Source organism: Streptomyces sp. NPDC088707, from assembly GCF_044752725.1.
Taxonomy (GTDB): Bacteria; Actinomycetota; Actinomycetes; order Streptomycetales; family Streptomycetaceae; genus Streptomyces.
This window is the reverse complement of record NZ_JBIVLV010000005.1, coordinates 187632-207588: the sequence shown is the minus strand read 5'-3', so window position 1 is coordinate 207588 and position 19957 is coordinate 187632. Positions and strand designations below refer to the sequence as shown.

Sequence of the window (19957 nt, the reverse complement as noted above, 5' to 3'; positions counted from 1 at the left end):
ACGCACGTGGGGCCCGGCGGACGCGCCGGGCCCCACGGTCGGTCAGTACCGGTACTGCTGCTGGTCGTCCGGGTGCGCCTCGTAGCCGTACTGGCCCTGTCCCTGCGGCTGCTGGGGCGGCTGGTCGGTGTCGCGCTGCTGCGGGACCCACACCCCGCCGGGCGGGGTGTCGTAGGTGTACGAGGGGGCGTACGGGTCGCCGTAGTACGAGCCGTACTGCTGGCCGTCCGTACCGGGGCCGATGTACGGGTCGGAGTAGGCGGCGTACTGCTGCTGCCCGGCGGCCTGGCCGTAGTCGTAGGCGGGCTGCTGCTGGTCGTACGCGGGCGCGTAGGGCTCGTACCCGGTCGGGTAGCCCGTCTCGTAGCCGGTGCCGGGGGTCTGGGCGGCACCGTGGGCCTGGTCCTGGCCCAGGTTGTAGACGCCGTACTGGCCGGTGTCCTCGGGCATGGGCAGGGGCTCGTAGACCGCGGTGGTCTCGGCGGCGGACGGAGCCTCGGCCCCCTCGGGCCCGGTGTACGGGGCCTCCTCGGCCTCGTAGGAGAGTTCGGTGACCTCAAGGGTGGGTCCGGCCTGCGGCGGAACGGCGGACCTGCGGCGACGGCTGGCGCCGGGGCTGCCGCCGAGCGCCCAGCCGGTGGAGAAGCCGCGGCGGAAGGAGAGCGTCACATAGGTCTGGCCGACGGCGAAGGCGACCGCCCCGACGATGATGACCACCACCAGGGACATCAGGACGCCGAGGACCACGCCGAGGAAGCCGCAGAAGGCGAGCACGCGCCAGCGCAGTCGCGCCTTGTACTGGAGGAGCACCTCCCCCAGCAGCCACAGCGCGACCACGCCGAATGCGATGTAGAGGACCGTCCACCCCATGCCCCGCCGCCCCTCTCCACGGTCACCGCCGCGGGTCCGGGGCGGGTACGACCGGTCACGACTGCTGGTGCAGTCCGAGATTCTCGTAGATCTCGATCGCGGTGGAGCTGTTCAGCGTGATGAAGTGCAGTCCGGGGACACCCTCGGAGAGCAGCCGCGCGCAGAACTCCGTCGCGAACTCGATACCGATGGAGCGTACAGCGGCGGGATCGTCCTTGACGGCGAGGATGCGCTCTTTCACATCCGCCGGGAAGTGGGCGTTGCTCAGCTGGGGCAGTCGGCCGAGGGTCTTCACGTTCACAACGGGCATGACTTCGGGGATGATCGGGGTCTCGCAGCCCGCCTTGGCGACGCTGTCGCGCAGCCGCAGATAGTTCTCGGGGTCGAAGAACATCTGGGTGATCGCGTAGTCGGCGCCGGCGCGGCACTTGTCCACGAAGTGCCGGATGTCCGTGTCCCAGTCGACGGAGCGGGGGTGCATCTCGGGGAAGGCCGCGACGCCGACGCAGAAGTCGCCCGATTCCTTGATCAGCCGGACGAGGTCGGCGGCGTACTTGACGCCCTCGGGGTGCTCGACCCAGTCCCCCAGCGGGTCGCCCGGCGGGTCGCCGCGGACGGCGAGCATGTTGCGGATGCCGGCGTCGGCGTACTGGCCGAGGACGTTGCGCAGTTCGGCGACCGAGTGGTCGACGGCCGTCAGGTGGGCGACCGGGGTGAGCGTGGTGTCGGAGGCGATCTTCTGGGTGGCCTTGACGGTGCCGCCGCGGGTGGACCCGCCGGCGCCGTAGGTCACGGAGACGAAGCTGGGGCCGACCGCCTCGACGCGGCGCATCGCGTTCCAGAGGACCTGCTCGCCCTTCTCGGTCCGGGGCGCGAAGAACTCGAAGGAGTACGACGTGCCGCCGGAGGCGAGGATCTCGCGGACCGTGCGGGCGCGGTCCGAACGGACGGAAGCGGTACCAAGGGCCATACGGGCAGGTTAGACGGGCTGCGCGGAGGTGCGTGAACGCCGTCCGAGTGGTGGACACAGTTTTGGACAGCCGACGGGGCCGATCGCTGGACGAACCTCCGACGGACCCGGGCCGCCCCTGCGGGCCCCGAACCGCCGGCCGGAGGCCCCTACTCCCCCGCGCGCTCCCGGACCCGCTTGGCGAGGGCGGCCGTCGCGGCGGCCGGGTCGTCGGCCTCGGTGATGGCCCGGACGACGACGATCCGGCGCGCGCCCGCGTCCAGGACTTCGTCCAGATTCGTCTCGTCGATACCGCCGATGGCGAACCAGGGGCGGTCCTGGGCCAGGCCCGCCGCGTACCGCACGAGGTCGAGGCCCGGCGCGTACCGGCCGGGCTTGGTGGGGGTGGGCCAGCAGGGTCCGGTGCAGAAGTAGTCGACGCCGGGCTCGACGGCGGCCGCGGCCGCCTCGGTCTCGGCGTGGCAGGACCGGCCGATCAGGATGTCGTCGCCGAGGATCGCCCGGGCGGCGGGCACGGGCAGGTCGCCCTGGCCCAGGTGGAGCACGTCGGAGCCGATGGCGTGGGCGACGTCGGCCCGGTCGTTCACGGCGAGGAGCCTGCCGTGACGGCGGGCGGCCTCGGCGAAGACGGCGAGGTGCTCCAGCTCCTCACCGGCCTCCATGCCCTTGTCGCGGAGCTGCACGATGTCCACGCCGGAGGAGAGCACGGCGTCGAGGAAGGCGGGCAGGTCGCCCTGGCGCTTCCGGGCGTCGGTGCACAGGTAGAGCCGGGCGTCGGCGAGCAGCTCGCGAGGCGTGGGCATGGGTGGTTCCCCCCGTCGGTCTCACGGGGGCGCTCCCCGTGGGGTGTCGCGGGGCACTGCCCCGGTGGTGCGGCGCGGGGCGGTCCCGCGTCGGTGGCGCGGGACCGCCCGCATCGGCGGCGCGGGTGCTCCGCACAGGTGGCGCGGGCTCCCCGCACAGGTGGCGCGGGCTCCCCGCACAGGTGGCGCGGGCTTTCCGCGCCGGTGGCGCGAGGGCCGCGGCGGCCCGGCCGTGGGGCCGGTCGCCGCGACACCCGCTCATGGTGTCCTTCGGCGGCGCGTCAGATGGCGAGCGCCTGGGCGCGGCGCTTCACCTCCGTGCCGCGGTTCTCGTTGAGCGCCTGCGCGGGCGTGCCCGGCAGGCTCTCGTCCGGAGTGAAGAGCCACTCCAGCATCTCCTCGTCGGTGAAGCCGTCGTCCCGCAGCACGGTCAGCAGCCCGACAAGCCCCTTGACGATCTTGTCGCCCTGGATGAAGGCGGCGGGGACCTGCAGGGCGTTGTTCTCTCCACGGCGCACGGCGATGAGCTGACCGTCCTTGATCAGCTGCCGCACGCGCGTCACCTCGACATCGAGCATCTCCGCGATGTCGGGCACATAGAGCCAGGCGGGGACGAGCGCATCGATCTTTACGTCAATCTCGGTCACAGGACAAGCCTGCCATCCCGGACTGACAGCCGGTAGTCGGGCCCTAGACCACTGCCGCCTTGAGGGGGACGGAGGGGTCCGCCGCGCGGGCGGGGTCGACCGCGGTGGCCGTCTCGATGAGCTTGCGGCCCTGGGCCAGGTCGCGGGGGCGGCCGACCGCGAGCAGGGCCACCGGGACCCCGGCCCGCAGCCACAGCACGGACCAGCTCTTCTCCGCCGGGTCGCCGCGCCGGATCAGCCGGTCCGCGTCCGCGTGGTGCCCGGCGTACTGGACGAAGCGGCCGAACTGCTCGGACCAGAAGTACGGGACGGGGTCGTACGGCCCGGAGTCCGCCTCCGCACCGGCCCCGGTGATCGTCGCGGCGACCGTGCGGGGGCCCTGGAGCGCGTTGTCCCAGTGGTGGACGAGGAGGCGCCGCCCGTAGCGGACGGAGGGGAAGGAGGCGCAGTCCCCGACGGCGTACACATCGGGCAGGCTGGTGCGCAGCCGCTCGTCGGCGGTGACGGCGCCGCTCGGGTCGAGGGTGATCCCGGAGCCGGTGAGCCATCCGGTGGCGGGGACGGCGCCGATGCCGACGACGACGGCGTCGGCGGGCAGCTCGCGGCCGTCGGCGAGGACGACCCTGCCCGGCGCACCGGGCTCGACGGTGCGGACGCGCGCGTGGGTGAGGAGCTCGGCGCCGTTCTCGCCGTACCACTCGGCCATGGGGGCGGTGACCTCGGCGGGCAGGGCTCCGGCGAGGGGGCGGTCGGCCGCCTCGACGACGGTGACGGCGCAGCCGGCCTCGCGGGCGGCGGTGGCGAACTCGGCGCCGATCCAGCCGGCTCCGACGACCACGACGCTGTGCCGGCGCTCCAGGACGGGGCCGAGGCGGACGGCGTCGTCGAGGGTCCGCAGCAGATGGACCCCGGGGACGCCCTCGGTGCCGGGCAGGGTGATCGGCTGGGCGCCGGTGGCGACGACCAGGACGTCGTACGCGACGGGCCCGGCCTCGGTGTCGATCTCGTGGTCGTCGGCGCGCAGCCCGGTGACGTCGAGGCCGAGGCGGAGTTCGACGCCGAGCTCCTCGAAGTCGATGTCGAAGGCGGAGCCCTCGGCCTTGCCGAGAAGGACGGCCTTGGAGAGCGGGGGCCGGTCGTAGGGCTGGTGGGGCTCGGCCCCGATGAGGGTCACGGGGCCGGTGAAACCCCGTTCGCGCAGGGCGACGGCGGTCTGGACGCCCGCCATCCCGGCGCCGACGATCACGACGTGCTGCTGTGCCTGCTTCTGCTCGCTCACCCGACCACCTTACGCATCTGACGGATCGTCAGGAAGGGAGGGGTCTGCGGCCCCCGGAGGCGGAAGCTAGTGTGTCGGGCGTAAAGCACTCGCGGGAGCCCGGACGCACCGGGCTGAGAGGGAGGCTGGGACGGCCTCCGACCGTACGAACCTGATCCGGGTCATGCCGGCGAAGGGAGGGGCTGGACGCCCATGCGTTCTTCCGAAGTCCATGTGTCCGAGGACCCCGCGTCCGGAGCGGACGTGCCGGACGCCGCCGCGCCGGAAGCGGGTCCGCCCGAAGCGGGTCCGTCCGCCGTCCGCGGCGCCGGTGCCCGCGGCGCCGACGTCCTCGTCGTCGGGGGCGGCATCATCGGCCTGGTCACGGCCTGGCGGGCCGCGCGACGCGGTCTGCGCACCGCCGTGATCGATCCGGCACCGGGCGGCGGCGCCGCCCGCGTCGCGGCCGGGATGCTCGCCGCCGTCACCGAACTCCACTACGGCGAGGAGACCCTCCTCGGGCTCAACCTCGCCTCCGCCGCGCGCTATCCCGCGTTCGTGGCCGAGCTGCAGGAGGCCACCGGCCACGACGTCGGTCACCGCGCCTGCGGCACCCTCGCCGTCGCCCTCGACGCCGACGACCGGGCCCACCTGCGCGAACTGCACGCCCTGCAGACCCGCTGCGGGCTCACATCGGAGTGGCTCAGCGGCCGCGAGTGCCGCCGCCTCGAACCGATGCTGGCCCCGGGAGTGCGCGGCGGGCTCCGAGTGGACGGCGACCACCAGGTCGATCCGCGCCGGCTCGCCGCCGCGCTCCTCGTCGCCTGCGAGCGGGCCGGGGTGGTCTTCCACCGCGACCTCGCGCGGAGCCTGACGGTGGTACGGGACCGGGCGCGCGGTGTCGTGCTCGCCGGGGGCGGGGAACTGACGGCCGACCAGGTCGTCCTCGCCGCAGGCAGCCTGAGCGGCCGTCTCGCGGGCGTGCCGGACGAGGTGGTTCCGCCGGTGCGCCCGGTGAAGGGCCAGGTGCTGCGGCTGCGCGTACCGGCCCCGTACGCCCCGTTCCTCTCCCGGACGGTCCGGGCCGTCGTCCGCGGCAGCCACGTCTACCTGGTGCCCCGCGAGAACGGCGAACTGGTCGTCGGCGCCACCAGCGAGGAGCTCGGCTGGGACACCACGGTGACGGCGGGCGGGGTGTACGAGCTGCTGCGCGACGCCCACGAGCTCGTGCCCGGGCTCACCGAGCTCCCGCTGACCGAGACCCGGGCGGGTCTGCGCCCCGCGTCGCCCGACAACGCGCCGCTGCTCGGCCCCACCGCCCTGCCCGGCCTGCACCTGGCCACCGGCCACTACCGCAACGGGGTCCTACTCACCCCGATCACCGGCGACGTCATGGCCGCGGTGCTCACCACGGGGGTCCTCCCCGACGAGGCCCGCCCCTTCACCCCCCGCCGTTTCTCCCCCGCGCCCGCGCCCGTACGTCAGGAGCAGCCCGCATGAACGTGTCCGTGAACGGAGAGGCCCGTGTGCTCTCCGGCCCCGTCTCCCTCGACGCCCTCGTGGCGACCCTGACCCAGGCCCGCTCCGGGGTCGCCGCCGCCCTCAACGAGACGGTCGTCCCGCGCGGCGAATGGGAGACGACACTCCTCGGCGAAGGCGACCGGGTGGAAGTCCTGACCGCGGTCCAGGGAGGCTGAGCGCGATGTCCGACGACGTGTTCACCCTCGGCGGTACGGAGTTCTCCTCGCGGCTCATCATGGGCACCGGCGGGGCGCCCAGCCTCGACGTCCTGGAGCGCTCGCTGGTCGCCAGCGGCACGGAGCTGACGACGGTCGCGATGCGGCGCCTGGACCCGACCGTGCAGGGCTCGGTCCTCTCCGTCCTGGAACGGCTCGGCATCCGGGTCCTGCCCAACACGGCGGGCTGCTTCACGGCCGGCGAGGCGGTCCTCACCGCCCGCCTGGCCCGCGAGGCGCTCGGCACCGACTGGATCAAGCTGGAGGTCGTCGCCGACGAGCGGACGCTGCTGCCCGACGGGGAGGAGCTCCTCGTGGCGGCCGAGACGCTGGTCGACGACGGCTTCACCGTCCTCCCCTACACCAACGACGACCCGGTCCTCGCGCGGAAGCTGGAGGACGTGGGCTGCGCGGCGATCATGCCGCTCGGCTCCCCGATCGGCTCGGGCCTCGGCATCCGCAACCCGCACAACTTCCAGCTGATCGCGGAACGGGCGGGGGTGCCGGTGATCCTCGACGCGGGGGCAGGCACGGCGTCGGACGCGGCGCTCGCGATGGAGCTGGGGTGTGCGGCGGTGATGCTGGCGTCGGCGGTGACCCGCGCGCAGGAGCCGGTCCTGATGGCTTCGGCGATGCGGCACGCGGTGGAGGCGGGGCGGCTCGCCCACCGGGCGGGGCGGATCCCCCGGCGGCACTTCGCGGAGGCGTCGTCCCCGAGGGAAGGCCGCCCCGCCCTGGATCCGGAGCGCCCCGCCTTCTGACCCCCGGGGCCGTGCCCGCGCCTCCACCTCCACACGGGCAGCGGCCCCCGCGCGTGTGGGCAGCGTCCCGCAGTCCGGCGCCCACCTGCGGGTCAGGGCGCGGCGGGCCCGGCGCGGCCCCGGGTCGTGCGGGGCTCGTCACAGGTGGGTCGCAGTCGGGGGCGCACGGCCGACCCCCCACCCGCCCCCTCGTAGACTCGACGCCGTGGACACGACCCTTCAGGACCCCCTCGTCGGGCGGCTGCTCGACGGCCGCTACCGCGTCGACGCGCGCATCGCCGTCGGCGGGATGGCCACCGTCTACCGGGCCGTGGACACCCGCCTCGACCGGGTCCTCGCGCTCAAGGTGATGCACCCCGCCCTCGCCACCGACGCCGCGTTCGTCGAGCGCTTCATCCGCGAGGCCAAGTCCGTCGCCCGCCTCTCGCACCCCAACGTCGTCGGGGTCTTCGACCAGGGCGCCGAGGGCGCGTACGTCTACCTGGCGATGGAGTACGTCGCCGGCTGCACCCTCCGCGACGTCCTGCGCGAGCGCGGCGCCCTCGCGCCCCGGGCCGCCCTGGACATCCTGGAGCCGGTGCTCGCCGCGCTCGGCGCCGCGCACCGGGCCGGGTTCGTGCACCGGGACATGAAGCCGGAGAACGTCCTGATAGGGGACGACGGCCGGGTCAAGGTCGCCGACTTCGGTCTCGTGCGGGCCGTGGGCTCGGCGACCGCCACCACCGGTTCGGTCCTCGGGACCGTCTCGTACCTGGCGCCGGAGCAGATCGAGCTCGGCACCGCCGACACCCGCGCCGACGTGTACGCCTGCGGTGTCGTCCTCTACGAGATGCTGACCGGCGGCAAGCCGCACTCCGGCGACACCCCCGCCCAGGTGCTCTACCAGCACCTCAGCACGGACGTGCCCGCCCCCTCGGCGGCCGTTCCCGGGCTTGCCGTGGAGCTGGACGAGCTGGTCGCCGCGGCCACCGCCCGCAACCCCGAGGTCCGCCCGTACGACGCCGTCGCCCTGCTGGCCCGGCTGCGGGAGGCCCGCGCCGCGCTCGGCGAGGACCAGCTGGACGCCCTGCCCCCGCAGGCCAGGTCCGGGGCACGGGACACCACGGACGACCGGACCAGCGTGATCCCCCGGGCCGTACCGGTCGAGGCCGGGACCGGAACCGGAACCGGAACCGGGAACGGGAACGGGACCGGGAACGGGACCGACGCGCACCAGGTCCTGCACACCAACCGGCTGCCGGCCCCCGAGCCGCCGCCCGCGCCCGGCTTCCGTCGCCGGCCCCCGCGCGGCCCGCTGCTCCTCGTCCTGGGCGTGCTGCTCGCCCTCGGCCTGGGCACCGGCGTCTGGTACATCAATTCCGGCCAGTTCACCCGGGTCCCCGCCGTGCTCGGCCAGACGGAGACCGAGGCGACCAAGCGGATCACCGACGCCGGCCTCGACGTCGCTACGACGAAGCGCGCGTTCAGCGACGTGTACGAGCGCGGCACCGTCATGGCCGTCGATCCGGCTCCCGGCGAGCGCCTCCGGGGCAACGGCACGGTCACGCTGACCCTCTCCCGCGGTCCCGAGATCGTGAAGGTGCCCAACCTCAAGAACAAGCCGCTCGCCGAGGCCAGGCGCGTCCTCGAGGAGGAGGGCCTGGCCGCCGGGGTGATCACCCAGAAGTTCAGCGACACCGTCGCCCGGGGGGCCGTGATCGGCTCCGACCCCGAGCCCGGTACCGAGCGGACCCCCGACTCGGCCGTCGCCCTGGTGGTCAGCAAGGGCTCCCCCGTCGACGTGCCCGACGTCACCGGTGAGACCGTCGACGACGCCACGGCCCTGCTCCAGGACGAGGGGCTCAAGGTGCTCGTCGCCCCGGAGCGGATCAACTCCCCCGAGGCCGCCGGATCCGTCGCCGCCCAGTCGCTCGCCGAGGGCAGCCGGGCCGCCGAGGGCGACACCGTCACCCTCACCGTCTCCAAGGGCCCCCGGCTCGTCGAGGTCCCGGACGTCGTCGGCGAGTCGGTCGACGACGCGCGTACGGCCCTGGAGGACGAGGGCTTCGAGGTGGAGGTCAAGAAGTCCTTCCCCTACCTGGGCAGCGAGGTCACGGGCCAGTCCGTGGAGGGCGGCTCGACCGCGCCCGAGGGCTCCACCGTCACGATCACGATCAAGGGACTGTAGAAACTGATGCGCAACCCCGTCGGCGGCCATGTCCCCGTGGCCGGTGGCCTGGCCAAGACCGGCCTGGGCTACGCCCGTGAGCTCGGCGCCGAGACCGTACAGGTCTTCGTCGCCAACCCGCGCGGCTGGGCCACCCCGCCCGGGAACCCCGCCGAGGACGAACGGTTCCGCGCCGAGTGCGCCGCCGAGTCGATCTCGGCCTGGGTCCACGCCCCGTACCTGATCAACTTCGGTTCCCACACCGAGGCCACCGCGGAGAAGTCGGTGGAGTCGATGCGGCACTCGCTGCGGCGGGGCCGGGAGATCGGCGCGAAGGGCGTGGTGGTGCACACCGGCTCTGCGACCGGCGGCCGCCCGCGCGCGGAGGCGCTCGCGCAGGTCCGGGAGCTGCTGCTGCCGCTGCTCGACGAGCTGACGCACGAGGACGACCCGGATCTGCTCCTGGAGTCGACGGCCGGGCAGGGGTTCTCCCTCTGCTCGCGCGCGGAGGACTTCGGGCCGTACTTCGACGTGCTCGACCGGCACCCGAAGCTGGGGATCTGCCTGGACACCTGCCACATCTTCGCCGCGGGCCACGACCTGACCGGTCCGCAGGGCGCCGCGCAGACGCTCGACCAGCTGGTGGCGACCGTGGGCGAGGGACGGCTGAAGCTGATCCACGCCAATGACTCCCAGGACGTCGTCGGCGCCCGCAAGGACCGGCACGCGAACATCGGCGTGGGCCACATCGGCGAGGACGCGTTCCGCAACCTCCTCCGTCACCCGGCGACCGAGGGCGTGCCCCTGATCATCGAGACGCCCGGCGGCACGGCGGGGCACCTCGCGGACGTGGAGCTGCTCAAGAAGCTGAGGGACTGACACGACTCCCCGTTGAGGAATACCCCAGGGGGGTATACGGTTCCAGTGACGGCAGGAACCGCTACCCGACCCTGGGGGCACCCATGCAGCACGACGCGCACGCCCATCACGAGCACGGCACCGACAGCACCCACGCCGGCCCCGACAGCCACGAAGGGCACAAGGGCCACGAGGGCCACGAAGGCCACCAGGAGCAGCACGGCGGGCGCCACGAGGGCCACGGCGGGCACCACGGCAAGGCCTCCTGGTCCATGGCGGCCAAGGCGACGCTGCACTGCCTCACCGGCTGCGCCATCGGCGAGGTCCTCGGCATGATCATCGGCACCGCGCTCGGCTGGGGCAACATGGAGACGATGATCCTCGCGATCATCCTGGCCTTCTTCTTCGGCTACGCGCTGACCCTGCGCGGAATCCTGGCCGCCGGTGTCGACTTCAAGACAGCCTTCAAGGTCGCGCTCGCCGCCGACACCCTGTCCATCGCGGTCATGGAGATCATCGACAACGGCGTGATCGCCCTCTGGCCCGGCGCCATGGACGCCCACCTGTCGGACCCGGTCTTCTGGATCGTGCTGGCCATCGCGCTCGCCGCCGCCTTCGTGATCACCGTTCCGGTCAACAAGTGGATGATCGGCCGCGGCAAGGGGCACGCGGTGGTCCACCGGTACCACCACTGATCCGCGGCACCACACCGAAGGACGGTCCGGGAGCGCTACAGCTCCGGGCCGTCCCCCGGTTCCTCCTGGTACGAGTACCGCTGCTCCGTCCAGGGGTCGCCGATGTTGTGGTACCCGCGCTCCTCCCAGAAGCCACGCCGGTCGGCGGCCATGTACTCCACGCCGCGGACCCACTTGGGGCCCTTCCAGGCGTACAGGTGCGGGACGACCAGGCGCAGCGGGAAACCGTGCTCGGCGGTGAGCAGCTCGCCGTCCATGTGGGTGGCGAAGATCGAGCGCTCGTCGGCGAAGTCGGCGAGCCGCATGTTGGCGCTGTAGCCGTACTCGGCCCAGACCATCACATGGGTGACCTGCGGTGCGGGCGGGGCGAGCTCCAGGACCGTACGGGCCGGGACGCCGCCCCATTCGGCCCCGAGCATGCTGAATTTCGTGACGCAGTGCAGATCGGCCACGACCGAGGAGAAGGGAAGGGCCGAGAACTGCTCGTGGTTCCAGCACCGCTTGTCGCCGTCGGCCGTCGCGCCGAAGACGCGGAACTCCCAGCGGTCCGGCTTGAACTTGGGGACGGGCCCGTAATGGGTGACCGGCCAGCCGCGCTGGAGCCGCTGACCCGGCGGAAGGTCCGGCTGCCCTGCTTCCCGGTGCACTCCGCTCTCCGTCCGACCCATGCCATCCATGGTGACAGACGGCGAGGGGTGGTCATGACCAGGAGACCTCCGGCCTGGCCCGATTCGGGCAACTCCCACTAAGCCTGCACTTACTGGACGCCCCCCATTCGGGGTGCGAGGATGCGGCCATCCTGCCCAGTGACGGCGTAGACACGCAACGTGGAAGGAGCCTCTGCGATGCAGGGCGACCCCGAGGTCCTCGAGTTTCTCAACGAGCAGCTGACCGGCGAGCTGACGGCCATCAACCAGTACTGGCTGCATTACCGCATCCAGGACAACAAGGGGTGGACGAAGCTCGCCAAGTACACGCGCGAAGAGTCCATCGATGAGATGAAGCACGCGGACAAGCTGACCGAGCGCATCCTGATGCTCGACGGCCTGCCCAATTACCAGCGACTCTTCCACGTACGTGTCGGTCAGACCCTCACCGAGATGTTCCAGGCGGACCGCCAGGTCGAGGTCGAGGCCATCGACCGCCTGAAGCGCGGGATCGAGGTCATGCGGGCCAAGGGCGACATCACGTCCGCCAACCTCTTCGAGGAGATCCTGGCCGACGAGGAGCACCACATCGACTACCTGGACACGCAGCTGGAGCTGATCGAGTCCCTGGGTGAGGCCCTCTACATCTCGACGCTCATCGAGCAGCCGAGCTGAGGTCCCCCTAAGCGGCTTCCCCGAGTTCGGTGACGGTCTCCGCCGCCAGCGCGGGCATGCCCTGGTCCAGGAGGTCGCGCCGCGGGCAGTTGCCGCGGCCGAGGATGGCCTGGATGCGACGGACGCAGGAACCGCAGTCCGTACCGGCCTTGCAGGCCGAGGCGATCTGGCGGGGCGTGCAGGCGCCCGCGTCGGCATGCGCTTTGACCTGCTTCTCCGTCACTCCGAAGCATGAGCAGACGTACATCGCGGTTCACCTCCCGCCGTGATCGATTAGGCTAACCTAACCTTACCCGGCGCCGAGGAACCGTAAAAGCCCCGGCTACGACGATGGGGCGCGGATCACATGGATCCGCGCCCCATCGTCGTAGGTATCTCCCTACTGATCGCGGTACATCTCCGCGACCAGGAAGGCCAGGTCGAGGGACTGGCTGCGGTTGAGACGCGGGTCGCAGGCCGTCTCGTAGCGCTGGTGCAGGTCGTCGACGAAGATCTCGTCGCCGCCGCCCACGCACTCGGTGACGTCGTCACCGGTGAGCTCGACGTGGATGCCGCCCGGGTGGGTGCCCAGCGCCTTGTGGACCTCGAAGAAGCCCTTGACCTCGTCGAGCACGTCGTCGAAGCGGCGCGTCTTGTGGCCGGAGGCCGCCTCGAAGGTGTTGCCGTGCATCGGGTCGGTGACCCAGGCGACGACCGCACCGGACGCGGTGACCTTCTCGACCAGCTCGGGGAGCTTGTCGCGGACCTTGTCGGCGCCCATGCGGACGATGAAGGTCAGCCGGCCCGCCTCGCGGTTCGGGTCGAGACGGTCGATGTACGTCAGCGCGTCGTCCACCGAGGTGGTCGGGCCCAGCTTGATGCCGATCGGGTTCGCGATCTGCGAGGCGAACTCGATGTGGGCGTGGTCGAGCTGGCGGGTGCGCTCACCGATCCAGACCATGTGGCCGGAGGTGTCGTACAGCTTGCCGGTGCGCGAGTCCGTACGGGTCAGGGCACCCTCGTAGTCGAGCAGCAGCGCCTCGTGGGAGGCGTAGAACTCGACGGCCTTGAACTCGGCCGGGTCGGTGCCGCAGGCCTTCATGAAGTTCAGCGCGTTGTCGATCTCCCGCGCCAGCTGCTCGTAGCGCTGGCCCGAGGGGGACGACTTCACGAAGTCCTGGTTCCAGGCGTGGACCTGGCGCAGGTCGGCGTAGCCACCCGTGGTGAAGGCGCGCACCAGGTTGAGCGTGGAGGCGGAGGCGTTGTACATCCGCTTCAGGCGCTCGGGGTCCGGGACGCGGGACTTCTCGTCGAAGCCGAAGCCGTTGACCGAGTCGCCGCGGTACGTCGGCAGGGTCACGCCGTCACGGGTCTCGGTGCCCTTGGAGCGGGGCTTCGAGTACTGGCCGGCGATACGGCCGACCTTCACGACGGGCACGGAGGCCGCGTAGGTGAGGACGGCGCTCATCTGGAGCAGCGTCTTGAGCTTGGCCCTGATGTGGTCGGCGGACACGGCGTCGAAGGCCTCGGCGCAGTCGCCGCCCTGGAGCAGGAACGCCTCGCCACGGGCGACGGCTCCCATCCGGGCGCGCAGCTGGTCGCACTCGCCGGCGAAGACGAGCGGAGGATACGACTCGAGGTCCGCGATCACATCGCGCAGAGCCTCGGCATCGGGGTACTCGGGCTGCTGCGCCGCGGGCAGGTCTCGCCAGGTCGCCTTGGCGACGGCGTGGGAATCAGCGTTCACGGTCACACGCACCACATTACGGGGTTCTTCGTCCGGTCCTGTCCCCCTGCCCAGTGACTGAGACGCGCGCCCGGAATGTCCCCTGCCGATCTTCATGCCGTCGAGTGGTGTTACCCTCTGGCCCGTTTCACTTTGAACAGCCGAATCACAGGGGTGGGCGTGACCCAGAGGCACCGCAGGGACCGTAAGAAGAAACGACTCTTGTACGGCGCGGCGGCGGCCGTCGTGGCCACCGCCACGATCGGCAGCATCGCGATCGCCTCTCCCGGCCTCCTCGGCGCGGCGGGCGACGACAAGACTGCTCGTGACGCTACCCTCCAGTCGCAGTTCGCAAACGCGGCGCGCGAGTTCGACGTGCCGCAGAGTGTGCTGATGGCGGTGTCGTACCAGCAGACCCGCTGGGAGTCGCACGACGGCGAGCCGAGCACGACCGGCGCGTACAACGTCATGGGTCTGACGAAGGTCGACCCGGAGGACGTGCCGCAGAAGGTCACCGACGAGCAGATCGATCACTTCAACGGCTCCGGCCGGCCGGAGATCGAGAAGACCTTCGACCGCGCGAAGGTCCGGCAGATCCTGGAGAAGGCGCTCGTCGACACCGACGACCCCCGGCTCCACACCCTGGACAAGGCCGCCGAGCTGATCGACAGCTCCAGCGAGGCCGTCCAGAACGACACCGCCGCCTCCATCCGGGCCGGTGCCGCACTGCTCGCCGACTACCAGAAGCAGGCCGGCGCCGAGCTGTCCGACGACGCGGGCGACTGGTACCCGGCCGTGGCCCGCTACAGCCAGTCCCCCGAGAAGAAGGGCGCCGACCTCTTCGCGAAGCGCGTCTTCGAGTCGATCCAGGAAGGCGAGCGGGCGGTCACCCTCGACGGTGAGCAGGTCGCCCTGCCGGCCGACCCGTCGGTCGAGCCGGTCAAGCCGTCGAACGTGCCGCTCGCGGCGACCTTCGCGAGCACGAGGGCGGCCGCCGCGGTCCCCGAGTGCCCCGCCGGTCTGAACTGCGACGTGAAGCTGACCGTCCCGAACGCCGCGGGGAAGAAGAACTACACCGCGGCCGACCGCCCCAACCAGGGCGTCGACATCCGCCAGATCGTGATCCACGACACCGAGGGCTCCTACGAGGGCTCGCTCAAGGTCCTGACCGATCCGAACGGCGGGGGCAGCGCGCACTACCTGATCAGGGCCCAGGACGGCCAGGTCACCCAGATGCTCGAGAACAGGAATCTGGCGTGGCACGCGGGCAACTGGACCCACAACATGCACGCCATCGGCGTGGAGCACGAGGGCTACGCCATCAAGGAGGGGAGCTGGTACACCGAGCAGCAGTATCGTTCCTCCGCCGAACTGGTGAAGTTCCTGGCGAACCAGTACGGCGTGCCGATCGACCGTGAGCACATCATCGGCCACGACGAGGTGGCGCTCCAGACGGACACCGGCCTCGCCAACCTCCACTGGGACGCCGGCCCGTACTGGGACTGGAACTACTACATGTCCCTCCTGGGCGCCCCGCAGGGCGACAAGGGCGCGGGCGGCCTGCTCCGGGCCGGCCAGGTGGTCCGTGTGGTGCCGCCGTTCACCACGGCCAACCAGCCGAAGCTGACCGTCGGCGGCACGGACGTGCCCGCGCGCCCGGCCAACTTCGGGTACCTGTACACGACGCCGTCCGCGAGCGGGACGACGCTGAAGGACCCGTACTTCACCTCGGGAGCGAACGAGGGCTCGAACTACGGCAACAAGGTCCGCGCCGGCGGCACGTACGTCGTGGCGGAGGCCCAGACCGACTGGACGGCGATCTGGTTCGCCGGCCAGAAGGCCTGGTTCCACAACCCCGGCGGCCAGTACACCGCGCCGGTGGACGCCACCACGGTGAAGGCGAAGTCCGGCCTGGCCTCGCTCAAGGTCTACGGCCGCTCCTTCCCGGAGACCGCCGCCTACACCGCGGCCGGGCTCTCCGCGCCGGGTGACGAGAACGCCTCCCTGTCGAAGTTCTCCCTCCCCGCCGGCCAGGCCTACGTGAAGGCCGGCCCGGCGGTGAAGGGCGACGACTGGTTCGGCTCGGCCCAGAAGAACGTCATCGGCAGCACGCTGTTCGTGCCGATCCGCTACCACCACAAGATCGTCTGGGTGAAGCAGAGCGACATCGCGGAGGCCGCGGGCGCCGCTCCCGTCGCGACGAACGACCGCTACAACCTCATCGCCCGCGACGCCTCCGGCGCCCTCTGGCAGTACCAGGGCTCCGGGACCGGCAGCACGCCGTTCCTGACGCGCTACCGCGTCGGGCCCGGGTGGCAGGACTACGACGCCGTCACGCCGATGACCGCGCTGCGGGCCGACGGGACCGGGGACATGGTCGCGCGCGGCAAGGACGGGGTGCTCTGGTACTACAAGGGCACCGGCAAGCCCTCCGCGCCCTTCGCGGGGCGGCTGCGGGTCGGGGCCGGATGGGGCGTCTACGACAAGCTCCTCGGCGCGCGGGACATGAACGCCGACGGGCGGCCGGACCTGATAGCCCGGGACAGGACCGGCGTCCTGTGGCTGTACAAGAACACCGGCGCCTCCCCCAACCCCTTCGCCACCCGGGTCCGGGTCGGCGGCGGCTGGAACATCTACAACGAGCTGATCAGCACCGGTGACATGACCGGTGACGGCAAGCCGGACCTGATCGCGCGCGACAAGACCGGCGTGCTGTGGCTGTACAAGAACACCGGCGGCTCGCCGAACCCGTACGCCACCCGTGCCACGGTCGGCGGCGGCTGGAACGCGTACGACATCATGGTCGGTCCGAGCGACCTCGACCGGGACGGCAAGCCGGACCTGATCGCCCGCGACAAGACCGGCGTCATGTGGTTCTACAAGAACACCGGCGGCTACCCGAACCCGTACGCCACCCGCGTCCGCGTGGGCAGCGGCTGGAACACCTACAACCTGATCGTCTGACCGGGAATCGCTCCGTCTCGGGGCCCGGTCCGCACCGTCCACGGTGCGGACCGGGCCCCGTTCCCGTGCCGGGCTGGGTTACAGTGCTCGCATGTACGCCTCGCAGATCCAGAACTGGTGGTGGACCGCTCATCCGGCGGCCCACTGATTGCGCGTACACCGACAGACACGCGAAGGCCGCCCGAGGGGCGGCCTTTCTCGTACCCGGGGCCGTTCCTCTCCGTACTCCACCCGGAAGGAACGACACACCTCATGGACCTCTCCAGGCTCCTCGACCCCTCCTGCCCGCCCTTCGCCCTGCTGCGCCGCCGTACCCCCGGCCGCGACCACGACACCGTCGAGGTCCTGATCGGCCGGGTCCACGAGGCCGACCACCTCGCGGAGCTGCCCGTGGGCCCGCGGCCGACACTCGCCCTGGTGCCCTTCCGGCAGATCCGGGAGCGCGGCTTCGACGTCCGCGACGACGGCACCCCGCTCTCCGTGCTCGTCGCCGACGAGGCCCACGAGCTGCCGCTCACCGAGGCCCTCCAGCAGCTCCCGGCGCATGACGTACGCGTCGAGAACGGCGGGTTCGACGTCTCGGACGAGGAGTACGCCGGGATCGTGCGGCGGGTCGTCGACGAGGAGATCGGCTCCGGCGAGGGCGCGAACTTCGTCATCCGCCGGACGTACACCGGCGAGATCCCGGGCTTCGGGCGGGCCGACGCGCTGGCCCTGTTCCGGCGGCTGCTCGGCGGTGAGCGGGGCGCGTACTGGACCTACGTCGTGCACACCGGCGACCGGACGCTGGTCGGGGCGAGCCCCGAGGTGCACGTGCGGATGTCGGGGGGCACGGTCGTCATGAACCCGATCAGCGGCACGTACCGCTACCCGGCCGGGGCCGCCCCGACCACCGAGGGCCTGCTCGCCTTCCTCGCCGACCGCAAGGAGACCGAGGAGCTGTCGATGGTGGTCGACGAGGAGCTCAAGATGATGTGCACGGTCGGCGACATGGGCGGGGTGGTGGTCGGTCCGCGGCTGAAGGAGATGGCCCATCTCGCGCACACCGAGTACGAGTTGCGGGGCCGTTCCAGCCTGGACGTGCGGGAGGTGCTGCGGGAGACGATGTTCGCGGCGACCGTGACCGGTTCGCCCGTGCAGAACGCCTGCCGGGTGATCCAGCGTCACGAGGTGGGCGGTCGCGGCTACTATGCGGGGGCCCTCGCCCTCCTCGGTACGGACGAGAGCGGCGCCCAGACCCTGGACTCCCCCATCCTGATCCGTACGGCCGACATCGCGGCGGACGGGCGGCTCCGGGTACCGGTCGGCGCCACGCTCGTACGGCACTCGGACCCGGCGGGCGAGGTCGCCGAGACCCACGCCAAGGCGGCCGGGGTGCTCACCGCGCTCGGGGTACGGGAGGGCAGGCCAGCCGCCGGTGCGGCGCCGGCCTCCGCGCCGCTCGCCGACGATCCCCGGGTACGGGCCGCCCTGGACGCGCGCCGGGCCGACCTCGCGCCGTTCTGGCTGAAGATGCAGGTCCGCTCGGCCGAACTGTCGGGCCACGCCCTGGTGATCGACGCCGAGGACACCTTCACGGCGATGCTCGCGCACGTCCTGCGCTCCTCGGGCCTCGACGTGTCCGTGCTCCGCTACGACGAGCCGGGGCTGCGCGGACTCGCGCTCGCCCACGAGGGTCCGGTGGTCCTCGGCCCCGGCCCCGGGAACCCCTCCGACGCCGCCGATCCGAAGATGCGCTTCCTGCGCGCGCTGACGGCCGAGCTGGTCCGGGGGCACCGGCACGGCGTCCTCGGTGTCTGCCTCGGGCACGAGCTGATCGCCGCCGAGCTGGGCCTGGAGATCGTCCGCAAGCGGATCCCGTTCCAGGGGGCCCAGATGCGGATCGACCTCTTCGGGCAGCAGCGGAGGGTGGGCTTCTACAACAGCTTCACCGCCGTCTGCGACGACCGGACGGCGACGGAGCTGGCCCTGCACCGGATCGAGGTGAGCCGGGACGCGGAGACCGGCGAGGTCCACGCGCTGCGCGGGCCGGGCTTCGCCGGGGTGCAGTTCCACCCCGAGTCGGTGCTGACGACGGACGGCGCGGCCCTGACGGCCTCGCTCCTCGCCGGCGTGCTGGTCTAGGCGGGCGGGTCCAGGCGTGCGGGTCTGGGCGGGCAGGTCTGGGGGGGCGGGTCCGGGAGGGCAGGCCTAGGAGTGCAGGTCTAGGACATCCTCGGGACGAGGACGTTCTCGCTGCGCCGGCCCGCGGTGTAGTCGAGGACGTTCCGGACCGTGGTGTCGATGATCTGGCCGACGGCGTCCTCGGTGTAGTACGCCTGGTGCGAGGTGACCACCACGTTCGGGAAGGTCACCAGGCGGGCCAGGGTGTCGTCCTCGACGACCTCCAGGGACTTGTCGAGGAAGAAGAGCCCGGCCTCCGCCTCGTACACGTCGAGGCCCACGCCGGCGAAGCGGCCGGCCCGGAGCTCGGCGACGAGCGCCTCGGTGTCGATGAGGCCGCCGCGGCTGGAGTTGACCAGGATGGCGTCGTCCTTCATCGACCGGAGGGCGGCGGCGTCGATGAGGTGCTGGGTGGACGGGAGCAGCGGCACGTGGAGGCTGATGAGGTCGGCCTCGGCGAAGAGCCGCTCCTTGTCGACGTACTTCATGCCGAGGTCGACGCAGGCGGCGTTCTCGGCGACGTCCCAGCCGAGGAGGTTCATGCCGAAGCCGTGCGCGATCCGGGTGAACGCCGCGCCGATCTTGCCGGTGCCGAGGACGCCGACGGTACGGCCCCGCAGGTCACGGCCCATCAGTCCGTCGAGCCTGAAGTCGAAGTCGCGGGTCCGGTTGGAGGCGCGGACGATCCGGCGGTTGACGGCCGTGGCGAGGGTCCAGGCGAACTCGGCGACGGAGTACGGCGAGTAGTACGAGACCCGGGCGACGGTGAGGCCGAGACGCTCGGCGACCTCCAGGTCGATGTTGTTGAAGCCGGTGGAGCGCTGGGCGATCATCTGCGTCCCGCCGGCGGCGAGGGTCTGCAGGACGCGGTGGTCCAGGCTGGCGTTGACGCTGGTGGAGACGATCTCGTAGCCGGCGGCGATGGGTGCGGTGTCCTGGCTGAGGAAGACGCTCAGACAGCGGACGTCGTGGTGCCCCTCGAAGGCCTTCTCGATGAGGGGCTTCTCGTCCGCCTGCACGCCGAATGCCAGGATCTCCACGGGATTCCCCTCAAGGTGA

General features: G+C 71.9%; 19 protein-coding genes and 1 riboswitch. Of the genes, 10 read left to right on the top strand and 9 right to left on the bottom strand.

What is annotated here, in order from left to right; translation table 11 throughout:
• Positions 1-42: 42 nt before the first annotated feature.
• The 5 genes from ACIP84_RS17415 to ACIP84_RS17395 form a co-directional block, all read right to left on the bottom strand.
• The gene (locus ACIP84_RS17415) at positions 43-870 is read right to left on the bottom strand and encodes a hypothetical protein (RefSeq protein WP_401798469.1); all 828 of its coding nucleotides are present in this window, start codon (positions 868-870) and stop codon (positions 43-45) included.
• 55 nt (positions 871-925) lie between these two features.
• A complete protein-coding gene (gene metF, locus ACIP84_RS17410; protein ID WP_266965113.1) occupies positions 926-1840 on the bottom strand; it encodes a methylenetetrahydrofolate reductase [NAD(P)H] in 915 nt (304 codons plus the stop codon).
• A gap of 149 nt (positions 1841-1989) precedes the next feature.
• Complete coding sequence (thiE, locus tag ACIP84_RS17405; protein WP_401798468.1) at positions 1990-2643, bottom strand: thiamine phosphate synthase; 654 nt, start codon at positions 2641-2643, stop codon at positions 1990-1992.
• Positions 2644-2924: 281 nt separating this feature from the next.
• A complete protein-coding gene (locus ACIP84_RS17400) occupies positions 2925-3290 on the bottom strand; it encodes an Rv2175c family DNA-binding protein (RefSeq protein WP_030314466.1) in 366 nt (121 codons plus the stop codon).
• A gap of 43 nt (positions 3291-3333) precedes the next feature.
• Positions 3334-4569 (bottom strand): NAD(P)/FAD-dependent oxidoreductase, encoded by a 1236-nt coding sequence (locus ACIP84_RS17395; RefSeq protein ID WP_401798467.1) that lies wholly within the window; start codon positions 4567-4569, stop codon positions 3334-3336.
• An 81-nt stretch (positions 4570-4650) separates the two neighbouring features.
• Positions 4651-4764: riboswitch (TPP riboswitch) on the top strand.
• Between ACIP84_RS17395 and thiO the strand changes: the two genes are divergently transcribed.
• The 6 genes from thiO to ACIP84_RS17365 all read left to right on the top strand — a co-directional run bounded on the left by thiO (position 4762) and on the right by ACIP84_RS17365 (position 10744).
• Entirely contained in the window at positions 4762-6048 is a 1287-nt protein-coding gene (thiO, locus tag ACIP84_RS17390) for a glycine oxidase ThiO (protein WP_401798466.1), read from the top strand. It overlaps the preceding riboswitch by 3 nt.
• On the top strand, positions 6045-6245 hold the full coding sequence (thiS, locus tag ACIP84_RS17385; RefSeq protein ID WP_318211255.1) for a sulfur carrier protein ThiS: 201 nt from the start codon (positions 6045-6047) through the stop codon (positions 6243-6245). Before thiO ends, thiS begins: the two co-directional genes overlap by 4 nt.
• 5 nt (positions 6246-6250) lie before the next feature.
• The gene (locus ACIP84_RS17380) at positions 6251-7045 is read left to right on the top strand and encodes a thiazole synthase (RefSeq protein WP_355956671.1); all 795 of its coding nucleotides are present in this window, start codon (positions 6251-6253) and stop codon (positions 7043-7045) included.
• A 205-nt stretch (positions 7046-7250) separates the two neighbouring features.
• The gene (gene pknB, locus ACIP84_RS17375; protein WP_401798465.1) at positions 7251-9212 is read left to right on the top strand and encodes a Stk1 family PASTA domain-containing Ser/Thr kinase; all 1962 of its coding nucleotides are present in this window, start codon (positions 7251-7253) and stop codon (positions 9210-9212) included.
• 6 nt (positions 9213-9218) lie between these two features.
• Complete coding sequence (locus tag ACIP84_RS17370) at positions 9219-10070, top strand: deoxyribonuclease IV (protein WP_355956675.1); 852 nt, start codon at positions 9219-9221, stop codon at positions 10068-10070.
• Positions 10071-10153: 83 nt separating this feature from the next.
• A complete protein-coding gene (locus ACIP84_RS17365) occupies positions 10154-10744 on the top strand; it encodes a DUF4396 domain-containing protein (protein WP_401798464.1) in 591 nt (196 codons plus the stop codon).
• A 35-nt stretch (positions 10745-10779) separates the two neighbouring features.
• Here ACIP84_RS17365 and ACIP84_RS17360 read toward each other — a convergent pair whose 3' ends face one another.
• A complete protein-coding gene (locus tag ACIP84_RS17360) occupies positions 10780-11412 on the bottom strand; it encodes a sulfite oxidase-like oxidoreductase (RefSeq protein WP_355956679.1) in 633 nt (210 codons plus the stop codon).
• A gap of 177 nt (positions 11413-11589) precedes the next feature.
• On the opposite strand from ACIP84_RS17360, the gene bfr reads away from it, so the two are divergent.
• Entirely contained in the window at positions 11590-12066 is a 477-nt protein-coding gene (gene bfr, locus ACIP84_RS17355) for a bacterioferritin (RefSeq protein WP_030314454.1), read from the top strand.
• A gap of 7 nt (positions 12067-12073) precedes the next feature.
• Here the strand turns inward: bfr and ACIP84_RS17350 are convergent, their stop codons facing one another.
• Together ACIP84_RS17350 and ACIP84_RS17345 are read right to left on the bottom strand one after the other, a co-directional pair.
• Entirely contained in the window at positions 12074-12313 is a 240-nt protein-coding gene (locus ACIP84_RS17350; RefSeq protein WP_055598849.1) for a bacterioferritin-associated ferredoxin, read from the bottom strand.
• A 132-nt stretch (positions 12314-12445) separates the two neighbouring features.
• Complete coding sequence (locus ACIP84_RS17345; RefSeq protein ID WP_374119742.1) at positions 12446-13798, bottom strand: class II 3-deoxy-7-phosphoheptulonate synthase; 1353 nt, start codon at positions 13796-13798, stop codon at positions 12446-12448.
• A 153-nt stretch (positions 13799-13951) separates the two neighbouring features.
• On the opposite strand from ACIP84_RS17345, the gene ACIP84_RS17340 reads away from it, so the two are divergent.
• From ACIP84_RS17340 to ACIP84_RS17330, 3 genes are all read left to right on the top strand, one after another.
• The gene (locus ACIP84_RS17340) at positions 13952-16735 is read left to right on the top strand and encodes an N-acetylmuramoyl-L-alanine amidase (RefSeq protein WP_401798463.1); all 2784 of its coding nucleotides are present in this window, start codon (positions 13952-13954) and stop codon (positions 16733-16735) included.
• Between the two features lie 91 nt (positions 16736-16826).
• Positions 16827-16883 (top strand): trp operon leader peptide, encoded by a 57-nt coding sequence (locus ACIP84_RS17335; protein WP_073917353.1) that lies wholly within the window; start codon positions 16827-16829, stop codon positions 16881-16883.
• A gap of 104 nt (positions 16884-16987) precedes the next feature.
• Complete coding sequence (locus ACIP84_RS17330) at positions 16988-18859, top strand: anthranilate synthase family protein (RefSeq protein WP_401798462.1); 1872 nt, start codon at positions 16988-16990, stop codon at positions 18857-18859.
• A gap of 80 nt (positions 18860-18939) precedes the next feature.
• On the opposite strand, the gene ACIP84_RS17325 is transcribed toward ACIP84_RS17330, so the two are convergent.
• Complete coding sequence (locus ACIP84_RS17325) at positions 18940-19938, bottom strand: 2-hydroxyacid dehydrogenase (RefSeq protein ID WP_401798461.1); 999 nt, start codon at positions 19936-19938, stop codon at positions 18940-18942.
• Positions 19939-19957: the final 19 nt, after the last annotated feature.

Excerpts from the sequence above, each read along its gene's own strand:
- thiS (WP_318211255.1), top strand. The coding sequence starts at position 6,045 with ATGAACGTGTCCGTGAACGGAGAGGCCCGTGTGCTCTCCGGCCCCGTC.
- metF (WP_266965113.1), bottom strand. The coding sequence starts at position 1,840 with ATGGCCCTTGGTACCGCTTCCGTCCGTTCGGACCGCGCCCGCACGGTC.
- bfr (WP_030314454.1), top strand. The coding sequence starts at position 11,590 with ATGCAGGGCGACCCCGAGGTCCTCGAGTTTCTCAACGAGCAGCTGACC.
- ACIP84_RS17415 (WP_401798469.1), bottom strand. The coding sequence starts at position 870 with ATGGGGTGGACGGTCCTCTACATCGCATTCGGCGTGGTCGCGCTGTGG.
- ACIP84_RS17360 (WP_355956679.1), bottom strand. The coding sequence starts at position 11,412 with ATGGGTCGGACGGAGAGCGGAGTGCACCGGGAAGCAGGGCAGCCGGAC.
- ACIP84_RS17330 (WP_401798462.1), top strand. The coding sequence starts at position 16,988 with ATGGACCTCTCCAGGCTCCTCGACCCCTCCTGCCCGCCCTTCGCCCTG.
- ACIP84_RS17350 (WP_055598849.1), bottom strand. The coding sequence starts at position 12,313 with ATGTACGTCTGCTCATGCTTCGGAGTGACGGAGAAGCAGGTCAAAGCG.
- thiO (WP_401798466.1), top strand. The coding sequence starts at position 4,762 with ATGCGTTCTTCCGAAGTCCATGTGTCCGAGGACCCCGCGTCCGGAGCG.
- ACIP84_RS17370 (WP_355956675.1), top strand. The coding sequence starts at position 9,219 with ATGCGCAACCCCGTCGGCGGCCATGTCCCCGTGGCCGGTGGCCTGGCC.
- thiE (WP_401798468.1), bottom strand. The coding sequence starts at position 2,643 with ATGCCCACGCCTCGCGAGCTGCTCGCCGACGCCCGGCTCTACCTGTGC.
- ACIP84_RS17380 (WP_355956671.1), top strand. The coding sequence starts at position 6,251 with ATGTCCGACGACGTGTTCACCCTCGGCGGTACGGAGTTCTCCTCGCGG.
- ACIP84_RS17365 (WP_401798464.1), top strand. The coding sequence starts at position 10,154 with ATGCAGCACGACGCGCACGCCCATCACGAGCACGGCACCGACAGCACC.